This is a genomic window from Nocardia coffeae (assembly GCF_019890715.1).
Taxonomy (GTDB): Bacteria; Actinomycetota; Actinomycetes; order Mycobacteriales; family Mycobacteriaceae; genus Nocardia; species Nocardia jiangxiensis.
Genome location: NZ_JAINZY010000004.1, coordinates 88,976 through 105,108 on the forward strand (window position 1 = coordinate 88,976; position 16,133 = coordinate 105,108).

The 16,133-nt window shown below is 66.3% G+C and carries 13 protein-coding genes; 7 read left to right on the plus strand and 6 right to left on the minus strand.

Translation table 11 applies throughout. The features are described from left to right. Nucleotides 1-51: 51 nt before the first annotated feature. A complete protein-coding gene (locus K7711_RS17265) occupies nt 52-825 on the plus strand; it encodes an AraC family transcriptional regulator (protein WP_222970462.1) in 774 nt (257 codons plus the stop codon). A 7-nt stretch (nt 826-832) separates the two neighbouring features. On the opposite strand, the gene K7711_RS17270 is transcribed toward K7711_RS17265, so the two are convergent. Beyond that, nucleotides 833-1,198 (minus strand): winged helix-turn-helix transcriptional regulator, encoded by a 366-nt coding sequence (locus K7711_RS17270; RefSeq protein WP_308014795.1) that lies wholly within the window; start codon nt 1,196-1,198, stop codon nt 833-835. Between the two features lie 57 nt (nt 1,199-1,255). On the opposite strand from K7711_RS17270, the gene K7711_RS17275 reads away from it, so the two are divergent. Beyond that, nucleotides 1,256-1,630, plus strand: a complete 375-nt coding sequence (locus K7711_RS17275; protein WP_222970463.1) for a VOC family protein — start codon at nt 1,256-1,258, stop codon at nt 1,628-1,630. Nucleotides 1,631-1,645: 15 nt separating this feature from the next. Here K7711_RS17275 and K7711_RS17280 read toward each other — a convergent pair whose 3' ends face one another. Then, nucleotides 1,646-2,752, minus strand: a complete 1,107-nt coding sequence (locus K7711_RS17280) for an NADH:flavin oxidoreductase (RefSeq protein WP_222970464.1) — start codon at nt 2,750-2,752, stop codon at nt 1,646-1,648. 286 nt (nt 2,753-3,038) lie between these two features. Between K7711_RS17280 and K7711_RS17285 the strand changes: the two genes are divergently transcribed. The 3 genes from K7711_RS17285 to K7711_RS17295 all read left to right on the plus strand — a co-directional run bounded on the left by K7711_RS17285 (nt 3,039) and on the right by K7711_RS17295 (nt 6,370). After that, nucleotides 3,039-4,172: a class I tRNA ligase family protein gene (locus K7711_RS17285; RefSeq protein WP_222970465.1), complete on the plus strand. Its 1,134-nt coding sequence runs from the start codon at nt 3,039-3,041 to the stop codon at nt 4,170-4,172. Continuing rightward, complete coding sequence (locus K7711_RS17290) at nt 4,142-4,627, plus strand: class I tRNA ligase family protein (RefSeq protein ID WP_222970466.1); 486 nt, start codon at nt 4,142-4,144, stop codon at nt 4,625-4,627. Before K7711_RS17285 ends, K7711_RS17290 begins: the two co-directional genes overlap by 31 nt. Before the next feature lie 303 nt (nt 4,628-4,930). Beyond that, the gene (locus tag K7711_RS17295; protein WP_222970467.1) at nt 4,931-6,370 is read left to right on the plus strand and encodes an MFS transporter; all 1,440 of its coding nucleotides are present in this window, start codon (nt 4,931-4,933) and stop codon (nt 6,368-6,370) included. Between the two features lie 40 nt (nt 6,371-6,410). Here the strand turns inward: K7711_RS17295 and K7711_RS17300 are convergent, their stop codons facing one another. After that, complete coding sequence (locus K7711_RS17300) at nt 6,411-7,421, minus strand: TIGR03617 family F420-dependent LLM class oxidoreductase (RefSeq protein WP_222970468.1); 1,011 nt, start codon at nt 7,419-7,421, stop codon at nt 6,411-6,413. Nucleotides 7,422-7,662: 241 nt separating this feature from the next. On the opposite strand from K7711_RS17300, the gene K7711_RS17305 reads away from it, so the two are divergent. Continuing rightward, on the plus strand, nt 7,663-8,235 hold the full coding sequence (locus tag K7711_RS17305; protein WP_222970469.1) for a hypothetical protein: 573 nt from the start codon (nt 7,663-7,665) through the stop codon (nt 8,233-8,235). 65 nt (nt 8,236-8,300) lie between these two features. Here K7711_RS17305 and K7711_RS17310 read toward each other — a convergent pair whose 3' ends face one another. From K7711_RS17310 to K7711_RS17320, 3 genes are all read right to left on the minus strand, one after another. After that, on the minus strand, nt 8,301-9,755 hold the full coding sequence (locus tag K7711_RS17310; protein WP_222970470.1) for a protein kinase domain-containing protein: 1,455 nt from the start codon (nt 9,753-9,755) through the stop codon (nt 8,301-8,303). Nucleotides 9,756-9,757: 2 nt separating this feature from the next. Further along, nucleotides 9,758-13,354, minus strand: coding sequence for a protein kinase (locus tag K7711_RS17315; RefSeq protein ID WP_222970471.1), 3,597 nt, complete (start codon nt 13,352-13,354; stop codon nt 9,758-9,760). Between the two features lie 172 nt (nt 13,355-13,526). After that, nucleotides 13,527-14,276, minus strand: coding sequence for a hypothetical protein (locus K7711_RS17320; protein ID WP_222970472.1), 750 nt, complete (start codon nt 14,274-14,276; stop codon nt 13,527-13,529). Nucleotides 14,277-14,433: 157 nt separating this feature from the next. On the opposite strand from K7711_RS17320, the gene K7711_RS17325 reads away from it, so the two are divergent. Beyond that, nucleotides 14,434-16,125 (plus strand): hypothetical protein, encoded by a 1,692-nt coding sequence (locus K7711_RS17325; protein ID WP_222970473.1) that lies wholly within the window; start codon nt 14,434-14,436, stop codon nt 16,123-16,125. Nucleotides 16,126-16,133 lie beyond the last annotated feature (8 nt).

Here is a 16,133-nt window from a genome sequence, read left to right on the forward strand (position 1 = left end):
TGATCTGCCGGTCTCTTTCGAGAATGCGCCAGCCCGAGTAGCCTGACCGTCGTGCGGAACGTACCGGTGGATGCGGTCGATCGGATCGATCGCGCGGTACTGGCGATCGGCACCGACTATCCGCCGCGGCATCTGCTGGCCGCGCACCGGCATCGCCGCGCGCAGGTGCTGTACGCGGCCGGCGGCGTCATGCGTGTCGATACGACCCACGGAACGTGGACGGTGCCGACTCACCGCGCCGTGCTGATCCCGCCGGGAGTCGACCACGAGGTACTGATGGAGGGCGTCAGCACCCGCAGTCTGTACCTGGAACCCACTGCGGCGCCGTGGTTTCCGTCTCGCTGCCGGGTGGTGGACGTCTCGCCGCTGTTGCGGGAGCTGATCTTCGCCGCAGTGGATCTGCCGCCGGAGTACAACCTGCGCGGCCGGGACGGCTCGCTGATCGATCTGCTGCTCTACGAGCTCGCGACGTTGACTCCGTTGCCCTTCGAACTCACCCTGCCGGTGCGTGCGGATCTGCGCGCACTCTGCGAGGAGTTCGGGTCCGCGCCGACGATTCGATCCACGCCGCAGGAGTGGGCTCGCCGATTACGGGTCAGCTCGCGGACCTTCAATCGGTTGTTCCGCGCCGAGACCGGATCGACGTTCCAGCGGTGGCGTCAGCGTGCGTGTGTGGTGCATGCCATTCACGCTCTCGCCCTGGGAGATTCGGTCACCGCCGTTGCCGCCGATCTGGGGTACGACACCCCGGCCGCGTTCTCGGTCATGTTCCAGCGCGAGACCGGTACTCCGCCGAGCGCATTCCACCCGACCCGGACCGCCTGACCGGTGGTCAGCCAGACGAATAAGACTGATACGCAGGGGTATCCAGCAATCGTTCCAGGTGGGTACGCGACCAGGTGCACAGTCCGTGCACCGTCTGCACGAGTCCGATTCCGGCCTCGGTCAGCGTGTAGTCGACGTGCGGGTTGGCGGTGTGGTGATCGAATCTACTTATCAGCCCGTGATTTTCGAGTTCCCGCAGGGTCTGGGTGAGCATCTTGAAACTGATGCCCTCGATCGCGCGGTGCAGTTCGCGGAAGCGATGTCGTCCGTCGCCGACCTCCTCCAGCACCCGCAGTCCCCACTTGGTCGACACCACGGCGAAGACCCGCACCGCGATATCGCGTGCGCGCTGCTGCTCGTCGTCAGGATTCACCGCTCACCTTCGAGTGCGTACTGCCGCTGTCACCGGATCCGCCGTAGCGTCCCGCACATGCGGATTCTCAAGACCTACGCCCGGTTGTTCGTCGACGATCTGGACGTCGCGTTGCCGATCTACCAGGAGATCGTGGGCACGCCGCCCGATCTCAGGGTCGGGTTCGAAGCGGCGGAACTGGCCGCGATCGGTGATTTCCTGCTCATCGCCGGACCACCCGAGGCCGTGGACCGCTACCGCTCGACCGTCGGCCCGGTGATCGTCGACGACCTGGACGAACTGCTCGCCCGCCTGACCGCTGCGGGCGCGCGAATCACCGGCGGCCCCCATATGGGGCCGACCGGCCGATTCGCCTACCTCGATCACCCCGACGGCGCGAACGTCGAATACGTCGAGTGGACGTCCTCGATACGCGCCCGCGTACTCGGCTGAGATCGCCATCGCGAACTACCGGAACGGCGTGATCTCCGAAAGCCGTTGGTCGCGAACCTTGTTCACCCACTCCGGATCGGCGAGCAGGGCCCGGCCCAGCGCGACGACGTCGAATTCCCCGCGGTCGAATTGATCGTTCAGGAAGCGGAACCGATCGGCCTGGGTCTCGTCGATCCGATCACCGCGGAAGACGCTGTCCACACCGACGGACCCTACGGTGATCACCGGTCGGCCGGTGATCTTCTTGGTCCATCCGGCAAGGCTCAGATCTTCTGCGTACTCGGTGAATTCGGGCAACCAGTGCCGGCGCAACGAGGTGTGGAAGATGTCGACTCCGGCGTCGACGAGCGGGGTGAGCAACTCCTCGAGCTCGCCGGGGGTGGCGGCGATACGGGCCTTGTAATCGACGCCCTTCCACTGTGAATAACGGTAGATGATCGGGAAGTCGGGGCCGACGGCCTCGCGCACGGCCGCGACCACGCGGGCCGGGAGCGCCGCGCGGCGACGTGGTGTCACACCGTAGTCGTCGGTGCGGTGATTGGTTGCGTCCCAGAAGAATTGGTCGAGCAGATAACCGTGCGCACCGTGAATCTCGATACCGTCGAAGCCGAGCTGCCGGGCCAGCACCGCGGACTCCACGTAGGAGGCGACGAGAGTGTCCAGGTCCTCGGCGGTCAGCGCCCGCCCCACCGGTGCTCCGGCGTGATCGATTCCGGACGGGCTCACCGACGGGGTCTCCGGCTCGAATTCGGGCTCGTTCCCTCGGTCGACGCCGGTATGCCACAGCTGCGGCACGATGGCCGCACCTTCGGCGTGCACCGCCTCGGCCACCGCGCGCCAACCGGCCGCACTGTCCTGGCCGTAGAACCGCGGAACACCCGAGAGCGGTCCGGCCGCCGGGCCGCGAACGTAGGTTCCCTCGGTGATGATCAGCCCCACGCCGCCGGCGGCATGCTCCCGGTAGTACTCGATGTTCTCCGAATTGGGTACGCCGCCAGGGGATTTCACGCGCGTCATCGGGGCCATCGCGAATCGGTTCCGCAGTCGCAGCGATCCCGCGTCGAACTCGGTGAACAATCCGTCCAGATCGATCGTGGGCTCACCGGCCGATTCTTGTGACATGGAGCATATTTCCTTCCGATTCGGCGACTCGATTGTCGATATCCGGTCGCCCGAACAACACCGCCGGTGTCTCGGCCATTCCTGTATGGGTGTGATCGCGGTAACGATGGATGCGGCGCACGTGTCCGGTCCAGCGGTTTTCGTCATCCGAAGCGGTGACTGCTCGTCCTCGATCGGCCGGGGCGGCGCGCGCGGTGACGAGATATCCGGTGGCGCCGCAGCCGCTGTTCGTGATCGAGTGGTGGTCCCACCCGGATGTGCTTCCCGAGCGGAGTGAGCCCGAGCGATGAACACCTTCGAATCCGCGAACAGCGACGAGACCTACGATCCGCAGGCCGTGATCGACAAATGGCTCGGTGTGTGGGATGAACTCGGCACTTTCGCGGCGGATCGGCGCACCGATGAGCCGGATCGGCCGCGGCGCAGTGTGGTGAGCATGTTCTCCTACCCGTCGGGCGATCTGCACATGGGGCACGGCGAGGTGTTCTCGATCAGTGACGCGATGGCGCGGTTCTCCCGGATGCGGGGCTACGACACGCTGTTCCCGGTCGGCTGGGACTCCTTCGGACTGCCTGCGGAGAACGCCGCGCTCGCGCGGGGGCTGGATCCGCGCGAGTGGACCTATGCCAATATCGATACTCAGGCGGATTCCTTTCGGCGACTGGGAGTTTCGTTCGATTGGCGCACTCGGCTGCACACCAGCGATCCGGAGTACTACCGCTGGAACCAGTGGTTGTTCCTGCGGCTGTACGAACGCGGTCTGGCGTATCGCGATGACGCCATGGTGAATTGGTGTCCGCAGGACCGAACCGTCCTGGCCAATGAACAGGTCGTCGGGGGCTGCTGCGAGCGATGCGGGACCGAGGTGATCAAACGCGCCCTCACTCAGTGGTTCTTCCGGATCACCGACTACGCCCAGCGGCTGCTGGACGACATGGATCAGCTCGAACCGGGCTGGCCCGCGGAAATCCTGACCATGCAACGCAATTGGATCGGGCGTTCGGAGGGTGCGCACATCGACTTAACCGTCGAGGGGCACGCGGAGCCGGTGCGCATCTTCACCACGCGTCCCGACACGCTTTTCGGTGCAACATTTTTCGTGATCGCCTTCGATGCGCCGCTGGCCGCGCGGTTGTGCGCACCGGAGTGCCGGGAGGCGTTCGACGCCTACGTCCGGCAGGTGTCGGCGAGTACCGATATCGAGCGATTGGCCACGGATCGGACCAAGACGGGTGTGTTCCTGGGGCGGTACGCGGTCAATCCGGCCGACGGCGAACGGATTCCGGTCTACGCCTCGGACTATGTGCTCGCAAATGGCTCGCGCGCGTGTGGCGACTGGCTCTCGACATCGGTTCCGGCACAAGCACATCCGAGCCCAGCGTGCGGAGCGTGGCGCTGCGGCGCGACGTGCACGCGGTGATCGCCGCGACCACCGCGCTGATGGAGTCCACACGTCTCAATGTCGCCGTCGCTCAGCTCATGCAGCTGACCAATTTGCTGCGCAAGGCCGTCGACACCGGCCCGGGACCGGCCGATCCGGTCGTCCGCGAGGGCGTCGAAGCGCTGGTCCGGATGTCCTCGTGCTTCGCGCCCTTCACTGCCGAGGAGTCCTGGGAACGTCTCGGTCATCGGCCCTCGGTGTCCGACGCGGGCTGGCCGACGGCCGATCCGGCGCTGCTCGAACGCGACACCACGACCTGCATCGTCCAGATCGACGGCAAACTGCGCGACCGCCTGGAGGTGCCCGCCGACATCGATGAGACGAGCCTGCGAGACCTCGCCCTGGCCGCCGTCACCGCCGCCTTGGCCGGTCGCTCGATGACGAAGGTGATCGTTCGTGCGCCACGACTGGTGAACGTCGTCACAAAACACTGAGCCCGGCTATCAATCGACCAGCGGCGTTGCGCCCGCCGCGCGATCCGCGCCGCGAGGTGGGCGGACGTGCGTCTCCGGACCGGCGGGAACATCTCGGTCGGAGGTCACGAATGGGCGCGCCTGTCAAGGGTCGATGGTCACATACGGTTCTCGGTCCGGGGAAGTTCGCTCGCGAATCGCTGACGATCCCCTAGCCTGAGAAGCCTGATCCCGGCCTGACGGTATTCGTCGAGGGTTGCAGAGGTGCTCGGCGGCCGCGGTGCGGGATCGAGAGGTTGTTGTCTGCTGAGGAGGCCGTATCCGGTGAATGTGCTGACCCCGCGCGAACGTCCGAGGCGTTGGTCGCTCGACGACATCGTCGTCACCGACCCGCCTGTCATCCGCCGGGCCATCGGCGCTGCGAGCATCGGCAACATCACCGAGTGGTACGACTTCGGCGTCTACGCCTATTTCGAGCCCACCATCAAAGAGGTGTTCTTCTCCCACCTGGGCAATACCGCGGGCACGATCGCGACCTTCGGGCTGTTCGCGGTGGCATTCCTGGTCCGGCCGTTCGGCGGGATGTTCTTCGGACCGCTCGCGGACCGCGTCGGTCGTAACAAGGTGCTGGCCACGACCATGATCCTGATGGCCGCGGGCACCTTCGCGATCGGCTGTATCCCGGACCAGAACTCGATCGGCCTGTGGGCGCCGATGTTGCTGCTGTGCGCGCGTTTGCTGCAGGGTTTCTCGACCGGCGGTGAGTACGGCAATGCGATGACCTTCATCGCCGAGTACGCGCCGGATCGCCGCCGCGGATTCCTCGGCAGCTGGCTGGAATTCGGCACCTTCACCGGATATCTGCTCGGCGCGCTGATCGTCACCCTCGCCGATGCGACGATGTCGCACGATCAGCTGCTGTCCTGGGGATGGCGACTGCCGTTCTTCGTCGCGCTGCCGCTGGGCGTCGTCGGCGTCTATCTGCGGATGCGGCTGGCCGATACTCCGGCTTTCGCCGCGCTCGAAAAGGAATCCGAGGATCGGGAGAAGGCGAACAAGACCGGCGACGAGGCGAAGATCCTGGCCAAGCTGTGGCCGTACGTGCTGGTCTGCATGGGACTGGTCATTGTCTGGAACGTCACCAACTACATGCTGACCTCGTACATGCCGACCTATGTCACCTCGACGGTGCCCGATGCGACCGGTGGCGGAGTGTCCTCCACGACCTCGCAGTGGTTGCAGATCGTGGTGATGGCGATCGCGCTGCTGACCATTCCATTGCTGGGTCTGCTGTCCGATCGCGTCGGTCGAAAACCGATCATCTGGGGCGGCATCATCGCGTTGATCGTGCTGGCCTTCCCGATGGTGCTGCTGGTCCGCATGAACAACGCTTTCGCGGTCTTCCTCGGCCTGCTGATCATGGGCCTGACGCTGATCTGCTTCAGCGCGACGATGCCCTCCACCTTGCCCTCGCTGTTCCCGACGAAGGTGCGCGGCGCGGGTCTGTCGGTGTCGTTCAACGTCGCGGTCTCGTTGTTCGCGGGCACCACCTCGGTGGTGGTCGGCGCACTCGTCGGAGCCACCGGCGACCTGAACTGGCCCGCCTACTACCTGATCATCGCGGGCGTGATCGGCGCGGTGTCGGTGTACTTCCTGCAGGAGCCCAACGGCCGTCGGATGTGGGGTTCGGCCCCTGCCGCGCAGTCCGAGGAAGAGGCCGCGCAACTCATCGGATCACAGGGCACCGCTTCCGATTCACGATGATCGAGCCCGTCCGGCCCGATGAATTCGTTGGCAGGTCCGCTCACGCCCGGTGCAGTGCCGCGACCAGGTCGGCCACGTCGGCCGGTGCTTCGCGGTAACCCGGGAAATAGCAGCACACTTCGCTCGCGCGTCCGGCGAACCGGGTGTGGATCTGGTCGGCGCATTCCTCGGGGCTGCCGACCACGGCCAGCGTGGCCACCATCTCGGGGGTGATCAGCTCGCGCATCCGCGCGAACCCGCCGGTCTTGGACAGCGCGTTCAGCTCGGGCATCAACTCGGCCCACCCCTCGACGTCGAGCACCGGTACGTATGCCGGGGTCGACCCGTAGAAGGCGATCAGCCCGGACACCCCCTCGACGGCCGCGGCGAGTTGCTGCTCGGTCCGTCCCACCGCGACCATCACCTGGGCGATGATCTGAAAGTCCCCGGCGTCCCGACCGGTTCGCTCGAGTCCGGTCCGCACGGCCGGGATCGTGCGCTCGGCGAAATGACGAGTGGAATTGAACGGCATCACCAGCAGGCCGTCGGCCGTCTCCGCCGCCATGGTCGTCATCCGCGGGCCGAGCGCGCCGACCAGAACCGGTGGCGGTCCGTAAGGGTTCGGGCCGGGTACGAAATTCGGTGGCATCAGCGTGTGCGTGAAGAACTCCCCGCGGAAATTCAGTGGTTCGGTACCTTCCCATGCCGCGAAGATCGCTTTGATCGCCGCGACCGTCTCCGCCATTCGCGCGACCGGCCGGTCCCATCGAGCGCTGTAGCGTCGCTCGATATGCGCTTTGATCTGGGATCCCAGGCCCAGCCGGAACCGACCGCGGCTGTAGCACTGCAGATCGTAGGCCGCATGCGCCAGATGTATCGGACTGCGAGGCCCGGCGATGGCGACATTGGTCATCAGCTCGAGATCGGTACTGCCCGACGCGACCACCAGCGGAAAGAACGTGTCGTGCGGGCCCTCGAAGGTGAACAGACCGTCCGCGCCGAGATCGGCGATCTCCTGTGCATGCGGCGACACTTTCTCCGGCGAACCGTCCACCTGCAGGTGCACTTTCACGGCCACACTCCTTGCTCGCGCCGGTCGCCGCGTGGCGCATGTGCGCCGACCGAGACGACCCTGTCGGTACGAATCCTGGACGAACTGCTCGGCGAATGCGGCGGTAATTCGTACAAATCCCGCTGACCGGTAATTTCCGGTTCGAGATGACGCCCGTGTCGGGCTCGCCCACGGTGGTGTGAACGGGTGATGCAATTACACTGTGCCTGAATTGTTTCCGTGGTCGGATGAAAGGTGTCACGTGAAGAGGTTCACTGTTCGGATCGGATTGGCCGGAGGGCTTGCTGCCGCACTGGCTTTCGCGTCGATGATGTACGCGACGCCCGGTGAGTTGCCGCGGGCCGAGGCGGCTCCCGCCAAGCCGGTGGCGGACGAACTGGTCACCCTGCAGGAGTTCGCGACCTTCAACGACGGATCGCGCGACCCGCGGAACACCGGGTTCTTCTTCACCGCCAACCAGTCCGAGGCGGCGTCCGCGGTGAGCAAGTTCCACTTCACCAAGGTCGAGGATCTCGGCCGGGTGCACACCGCCCCCGGGCCCAACCGGGTCGCGGTGCACCGCCTGCGGCTCAAGTCCAGCCAGCACCCGTCGTACATGCTGGCGATCGCGGACCGCGACATCAAGAACACCCAGTGCGTCGACGAAGGCGTGATCGGCTGGATCGATGACGGCCCGGAAATCGGCGACCACGCGCTGCTGCGCTTCAGCTACAACAACCGCTGGGCCGCGGCCGTCGACACCACGCCGGGTGCGGCCGCGCTGATCGCGCACGGATTCCATTCCGACGGCCCGATCGGCTTCGTGGCTCCCTGAGCTCTCCGGCCGTAGAGCCAGAGCTTCGCAGGGCCGCGACCGAGCCGTCCGGCCCTGCGGGGTGTTCACAGCGCGTTCAGCAATGCCTGCCGCAGCTCGTTCGCGCTGACGATGCGGATGTTCGGGCGATCGATCAACGCCTCGTCGATGATCGTCGCGAGCCGCTTCGGGATCTCGGGATTCCGGCTCCGGATCGGGATCGCATCGTCGCGCAACACGACCGCGATCGGATCGGAGCCGCGCGGGAACTCCCGCGGCGTCTGCCCGGTGAGCATGTAGTACAGCGTCGCCGCGATCGCCCAGACGTCGACCTCCGGCTTCGCGAACTTGTAGTCCGTCAACTGGGGGCGGGCCATGAACGCCATCGTTCCGGCGCTCGATCCGGTCATCGTGTGGCCCGACAACCCGGCTCGATCGAATGCCTTGGCGAGCCCGAAATCGGCGAGCTTGGCCTCCGGCGCCGAGGCGGGACCGGTGAGCAGGATGTTGGCGGGCTTGATGTCGCGGTGCACCACGCCGATCGCGGCCGGCCCGGCATCGATGGTGGCCCAATCGACCGGCACGTGATGGGCGTAGTCCAGCCCTTCCAGCGCCCGCAGCGTGATCCGCACCGCGTCGTCGACGCCGAGTGGGCCGTTGCGCTGGACCAACTGCTCCACGCTCCCGCCGTCGCAGTATTCGCAGACGAAGTAGAACATCGCCCCGGACACGCCCCCCTCGCGGAAGGCGACGATGTTCGGATGATTCAGTCCGCGAACGATATCCATCTCGCGCAGGAAGCTCTGCTCGGCCTTCGGATCGACGGCCACCTGCGCCGGAAGTACCTTCAGTGCTCGTGCCTCGCCCGAATCGACATGGTGGACAAGGTAAACCACGCCCTGGCCGCCACGGCCGAGTTCCCGGACCGGCTCGTAGCCACGGATCGCGATCAGGTCCTCCCGGCCCGCGGCGGCATTGCGGACCAGCGCCAGCGCCATCTCGCGCGGATCGTGCCGGCACGTGTCGCACACCAGCTTTCCCGGCCGACGGCCGGGCAGCTCGCGTCCGCAGAGGGTGCAGCGTGACACTTCCCGCCCGCGCACCTGCGTGACCCGGCACCGGTCGCACACATCGGTGTCCCTCGCGACCTCGACGCCGCAGCCCCGGCAGCTCGGCGGGACGACCACGTCGACCCGGATCACCGTGCCGCCCAGTCGAATCTCATCACCATCGACGAGATCACGCTCCCGGAACACCAGCAGCGCACCCTCTTCCGGCGTCTGCCCCGGCAACCGCCGACCGACCTCCACACCGTTGACGTGAGTTCCGTTGAGACTGCCGAAATCTCGCACTCGGACATCCGGCGGATTGATGTCGAACAGGCAGTGATGTCGTGACACCAGCGGCCGGTGCCCGTCCTCCGCGATCCGCGGATGACAATCATCCGCGCGGCCGACCACACAGTGCGCCTTCTCGCTGAAAGTGAACTTCGCACCTGTCGACGGACCTTTGATCACCGACAATGTCACCGAAGCAGGCATATTCACGCTCCTTGCTGGTCGTCGGTGGGAAACTCGTAGTCCCAGTCCAGCTCCCACACCCGTGCGCTGTCCCATGCGGCGGACACCACGAGGTGACCATCCGTTGTCAGCGCCAGGGTCGAGACGATCCTGCGGCTGCCGGTTTCGAGCGTGCGCGCACACCGCCCGCTGATCAGATCCCAGATCCGTAGCGTGTGATCGTGGCCTGCCGACACGGCGAAACGGGCGTCGGCACTGACGGCGAGCGCGGAAACGGAATCCGTGTGACCGGCGAGCGTATGTGTGCACTGTCCGGTTGTTCGGTCCCACACCCGCACCGTGCTGTCGGCGCTGCCAGACAGCAGCAGGCGGCCGTCCTCGGTCGTGACAAGGTTCGTCACATGTTTCGAATGGCCCTCGAGCATTCGCTCGAGTCGACATTCCTTCATGCTCCACTCGTGGATCACGCAGTCGTCGAGCGCCGAAAACGCGCGATGGTCGTCGCCCGCAATAGTAGTGATACCCATTGAGTTCGCGGGTTTGCGCGGTTGTATATCAATGGTTTTCAGACAGGTGCCACTCGTCAGATCCCAGAACCCGAGCGCATGTGATGAATTGGCGACGAGCGCCAGATCGCCGCGGTCGCAGACGATGCGCAGCTGGAAGATGACCGGCAGCTTCGATCTCGCGTAGAGATCCACGGGAACGATGTCGCGAGCATCCAGGGCCTGTGTGCATTGCCCGGTCGTCAGATTCCACAGGCGAACTGTCCCGTCCTGGCTCGGACAGAACGCGCGGTTGCCGTCCGGCGTCACCGTGACCCCGGCCCAGATAGCGTCATCGCGGCCGAGGACGGTTTGCATACGTCGTCCGGTGTGCGGATCCCACACGCACACGGTCCCATTGCATCCCGACGAGACCACTCGGGTTCCGTCGCGACTGAACGCGATATTCGCGATATCACTGTCGTGACCGTCCAGTGTGTGCAGCAATCGTCCGGTTGCCAGATCCCAGATTCGCGGTTGCCCTCGACCAGCGGTCAGGACAAGCCGGTCGTCGGGGCTGATCGCGATCTCTCCGGCGGTATCGTCCCCCGCGGATATGCCGGGCCTTTCCCAAGCGCCCAACAGTTCCGTGCGACGCCTCGAACCGCCTGCGTGACGCCAACGATCCAGGAGCATCGGGGAACGTTCGTAACCCGGGATCGTCCGGGCACGGCGCAGATGGTTCGCGGCTTCACGCCACCGCGCACCGTCGGTGAGCCGGTCGAATTCGACGACAGCCGCCTCCACGATCGCCGCATGCGCCGCGAGTTCGCCCGCAGCCCGCGGCCGGGCAAAACTCCACTGCGCCTTCGGCCCGCTGGCCGCCGGCCGCCACACGCGAATACTGCGATCCCGACTGCCGGACACGAGGATGCGACCGTCACCACTGAGCGTGACCGACATGGGCGAGGTATGGCCGTGCAGGGTTCGCAGGCAGCGGCCGCTGTCCAACTCCCAGATCCGTACCGCGTTTTCCCCGTGATAGTCGTCTCCGGTCACCGCTGTACGCCCGTCGGCGGTCACTACGCGATGCCCTGTGAGGTGGAACCAATCGAACAACACCTCGGCCGTGTGCACCACCTGACCGGTATCCACCCGCCACACGACCAGCTTGCTGACCGGCTCACGGCCCGGTGATCCGTTGTCGGCCAACCTGGATACCGCCAGCCCGCTCTCGGCGTTGAGCTGGACGTCGATGAACCCGTCCAACACGCGTGCCAGGCGACCCGTCGCGACATCCCACACTCGCACCTGCCGCGTCAGATCATCGGACGCAACTGCGAGGCGGCCGTCTGCGGTGACCCCCACGGATCGAAAGCCCGCGCTGCGTCGCCTGCGTTCGACGAGAACGTGGATCTTTCTGCCGCGCAACAGATCCCACACTTCGACCCGCGCCCTCGTGTCACCGCCCGACACCGCGATCATGCCATCCGCGCTGAGGGCGAGCGACTGCGCCCAACCGTACGCGCCGAACAGGTACTGGCCGTGCCGGAGGTCCCAGGCCATCAGGAAATTTCGCTTGCTCACCATGGCGTGGGTCCCGTCCGCGCTGATCGCTACCGCATCGACTATCCCGCTGGACCCGCTTCTGTCCGGATTCAACGTCTGCGTGCAGACGCCCGTGGTGAGATCCCATACGCGTGCGCACCCGTCGTCGCCGCCGGTCAGGGCGATGCGGCCATCAGCGCTGACCGCAACCTTGTGAATCCTCGCGTCGTCACGAATGACGACCGGTTCGGGCTCCTCGGGTAGACCACGAGCGAGCCGGAGCGCTGCGGCGACCTCCGGGTCTCCTGGAGACTGTCGGGCGGCCCGCCCCAGATGTCTGCGGGCAGCGTCGGTGTCGCCACGTTCCAGGTGCGCGAGCCCGGCCAGATGTTCACCGAGCGGATCACCAGGGTGAGTTTCCCGCACCGACTCCAACCCGGCGATCAATTGTGTGTCCGTGATGCGTCCCGTCCGCCATCGATACAGCCCGTAGTTGTACACCGCGTGCGGATGATGCGGATCAGCCGACAGTGCCCTGTCCCACAGATGTTCCGCGCGCTCGGTGTCACCCAGGTCGAGCAGCGACAACGCTTGATTCGACAGACCGTCGGCAAGCAACTCCGCCGCGTCCGGCCGCATCCGTGGGTAGCGCGAACCGGTGACCGTGGTGTACAGGTCGGTCAGTTCGTCGGCCAGCGAGTGCATTCTGGGCCTCGCACTCGGGTCCCCGGCGAAGCATCTCCGCAGCAGACCTGCCAATTGCCGTGGCAGCGTGGGGATCTCCGTTCGTCTGGCGTCGGCGACGAAGGACTCGAACGCTTCGGCGGCGACCTGTCCGTAGTCGCACGGTCGGTCAGCGGTGAACAACTCCCACACGGTGATCGCCCACGACCACACATCCGTCGCCCGCGACAGGTGCACCGAGGCATCGTGGACGGCGAGTGCCTGCTCCGGCGAACAATAGGCCGGTGTCAATCCGCCGAACCCGGCCAGCACACTCGCACCCTGCCTCGCACCGGCCGACTCCCCGGCGACCTTTCGGGCCTTGGCCAACCCGAAATCGGTGACCTTCACGACTCCGTCGGCGGTGAGCAGCACATTGGCGGGCTTCACGTCCTGATGGATCAACCCGTTCGCATGGGCGTGCTCGAGTCCCCACGCGAACTGGATCGCCACATCCAGCAACCGACCCAGCACCTGTTGCTCGTTCCCCTGGTACAAGGTTCGGTTGCCGATGACGTCGGCGAGGCTGCCGCCGTCCGCCCACTCGGCGAACACCCGCGGCACACCATCGTCGAGTCGGCGCACATAGACACAGGACACCGTGTTCGGGTGCACGCCCAGTCCCACCCACGCCTCGGCCTCGGATTCGAAGTCCCGCAGGTGCGTCGGCGAATCCACCAGATCCGGGCGCGGCGCTTTCACCGCCAGCTCCATCCGCCAACCGCGATGCCACACCCGGTAAACCAGCCCCATGCCGCCGGAGGTGATCACCTCGCGGACCTCGTAGAGGCCCGCGACCACATCCCCGACCCGCCACGGTGCGAACCAGGTTGCGTCCGTACCGGAGTCCTCGCTCGTCTTCACCGCTCACCCCCGTTTCACATTCTTCGTCGACGCGTACGCGTTCGCGGCACATGTTGTCGGCGAGCGCGCGTCATTGTCGGCATCATCGTCGCCCTCGATGTCGGCGCCGCGCTACCTGATGGTCGACAGGTTCCGGTCACCGTTCGGTGTGGGAGTCGGCCGTGGTGGCAGGTCAGGCGTCGGCCAGCAGGCCGAGGTGTTCCTCGCGGACGATGCCGAACCACAAGGCGCGGTTGATCAATCCGGCGCGCCGGTCCTCCAGTCCGTTGTAGTCGCGCAGGCCGAGACGGTCGACCAGGTACTCGAGGTGGAAGTTCACCGCCGAAGGCGTCCTGATGTCCCGGCCGGTGCTCGTGCGCTGCACCTGCCGGAGTAGTTCGGGGATGGTCGGCACCGCGGCGGCGCCGTGCACCATCCGCGGCGCGCACAGCGCGACCAGCACCAGAAAGTGTTTGGTGGTCTCGTCGACCGGCCGGACCGGATTCACGGTCCGGCCGACGGTGGTGGTGGCCGCGGCGGGAATCGCGGCGGCGGCGCGGCGCAGCACGAACACCTTGAACCCGATCACGGTGGACTCCGCGTCGAGCAGTTCGACGCGAGATCCGGTGAACGGCACCGGAAGTCGTTCACCCGGGCGAATGGTGAAGTGCTCACCGCGGCCCTCGTCGTTGTGCACGACGTAGGTGGCGGTCGCCTTCCCGGCGAGGTTGGTCAGGATCCAGTATCCGTCGACCACCTCGATGCGCCCGGCCAGCCGGGAGATTCCCGGCCGGTCCAGGCACACGTCGACGGGACGGGTGTCCGAACCACGGCCGAACATGGCCTGCTCACCGGGCCACAGGTTGATTGCCGCCGGTCGTGGACCTCCGCCCGGCGGCGCGGGTGCGTGCACGAGAACCGAGCACGTGTTGGTTTCGATCACGCCCCATTGTGACTGCGGCGGTTCGGTGATGTGGCGCTTCGACATCGGGCCCGGAGGCGGTATCGGCCAAGGACACCCTGATGGCCGTCAGGTTGTTGTTTACTCACGTGTCGGCAAGTGTCGTAACAGCACTCACGACCACGCTGGGGAGAGACGGATGACGCTATCGGAACAGTTCTTCGAGTTCGCCGTGATCGGTGTGGGATTCGGGGTGATCGGCGTCGGAATCGCGAGATTCATGCAGGGTGATGTCCTCGCGGGTATCTCATGGGTCCTCGCGGGTGCGGGCCTTGTCGGTGTCGGCGCCGCCAAAATGATCAGACCGGACGGGGAACATGCCCCGTGGTTCTGGGTCGTTGTCGGTGCCGGCCTGATCGGCGGGGGCGTCGCGAGCTCGATCGGCGGTGATGTTCCGGCCGGGATCGCGTGGATCCTCATCGGCCTCGCACCGGTCGGCGTATCCGGGCTCGGCAAGCTGCCACCGATCGTCACCGATAAGGAAGGCCCCCTGCGGCGCAAGATGACCCTGGCCGTCGGTGAGGCCAGCGCGCTCGCCGGTTTCGCCTGCGGGTTCGCCGCACTGCCGGCGGTGATCTGGGTCGGCGTGCTGCGCTTGCACGAGGGAAACGCGGTCGGCGGCACCGCGTGGATCGGTGGCGCGATGCTCACCGTGGCACTGTTCCTGTTCTTCGGCCTGCGGAAAGACCCCGAGTCGTCGAGTTCGAAAGCCGTGTCGTCGAGTTCGACATCCGTTCAGTCGACGAACCGCATGTCCGTGCATTACGCACTCGCGCACCGGTTCCTGCCGCTGGTCGCGCTCGACGCCGACCCGACGGAATTCCTCGCGATGTTCCAGCCCGATCGCGCGGAAGCGTCGATCCGGCTCCTGTTCGAGATGGCCTGCGACTGGGCCGAGATGCCGCCGGATTTCGAGGCGAAGGACGTCCGTTGCGTTTCCACCGCGATACCCGAGACCGGGCATGTGATCTTCTTGTTCGAATTTCCCCCGCCACGCCGACTCGGCGAGGCGTATCGGGCCGCATGTGTCGGAAAGCTGTCGACTCCGCAGTCGGCCCGGACGCGGTTTCGATATCTGACGATGGAACGCAGCATGGATTTCGACGGGCACGAATCCGCCGTACTCGCCGAATGGCTGGACAACGACGGCACCCGCGCCAACTTCGGATCGGCTCCCAGCACCGACGCAGCCGGATTCCTCGAAGCGATCGGCAAGGCCCTCGGTGCGCAGCTCGGCCCGGATTCGGTGCGGGTGGATCGCGGTGCGGACAACCGCCGCCCGCCCGCGCCGCCACTGCCGGACGGTTCCCTGTCGGTCCGGACCGCGCTGGTACGGCGCGTCCTGCCGATCGTCGCGCTCGACGATCCGATGGAGTTCATGGGGATGTTCGCCCAGGAGCGCGCCCGCGAATCCATGCGGGAACTCTTCGGTGTGGCGTGCCAGGCAGCCGAGCTTACGCCCGACTTCGAGGCCGGTGAGATACGTTGCGTACCACCGACCTTCATCCAGTCGAGCGCTCGTCTGTATACCCTTTTCGAATTTCCCCGGCCCCGTCGAGCGGGTGAGGCGTACGTCTGCGGACTGGTCGGCCAGCTCCCGCCCGGCACCCTGGAGCCGCAGCTCGGTGACGTTCTCTGGTACCGATACCTGACGCTCGAGCGTGGGACGAGCTCCACGCACCCCGAGCGGGCCGTGCTCGGCGAGAGTTCCCCCGGTGGCGAGGGGGAGTGGAGCACATGGCGGCAGCTCGTCGAGGTGGCCGGGGTGAACGAGTCCGCCCCGGCGCAGGATTTCGCCACTGCCCTCGACGCCTATTTTCGCAACGTCTGAGGGGCCGC

Bases quoted from the DNA above. Each gene is read 5' to 3' on its own strand.
- K7711_RS17275 (WP_222970463.1), top strand. From the start codon at position 1,256: ATGCGGATTCTCAAGACCTACGCCCGGTTGTTCGTCGACGATCTGGAC.
- K7711_RS17280 (WP_222970464.1), bottom strand. From the start codon at position 2,752: ATGTCACAAGAATCGGCCGGTGAGCCCACGATCGATCTGGACGGATTG.
- K7711_RS17285 (WP_222970465.1), top strand. From the start codon at position 3,039: ATGAACACCTTCGAATCCGCGAACAGCGACGAGACCTACGATCCGCAG.
- K7711_RS17310 (WP_222970470.1), bottom strand. From the start codon at position 9,755: ATGCCTGCTTCGGTGACATTGTCGGTGATCAAAGGTCCGTCGACAGGT.
- K7711_RS17325 (WP_222970473.1), top strand. From the start codon at position 14,434: ATGACGCTATCGGAACAGTTCTTCGAGTTCGCCGTGATCGGTGTGGGA.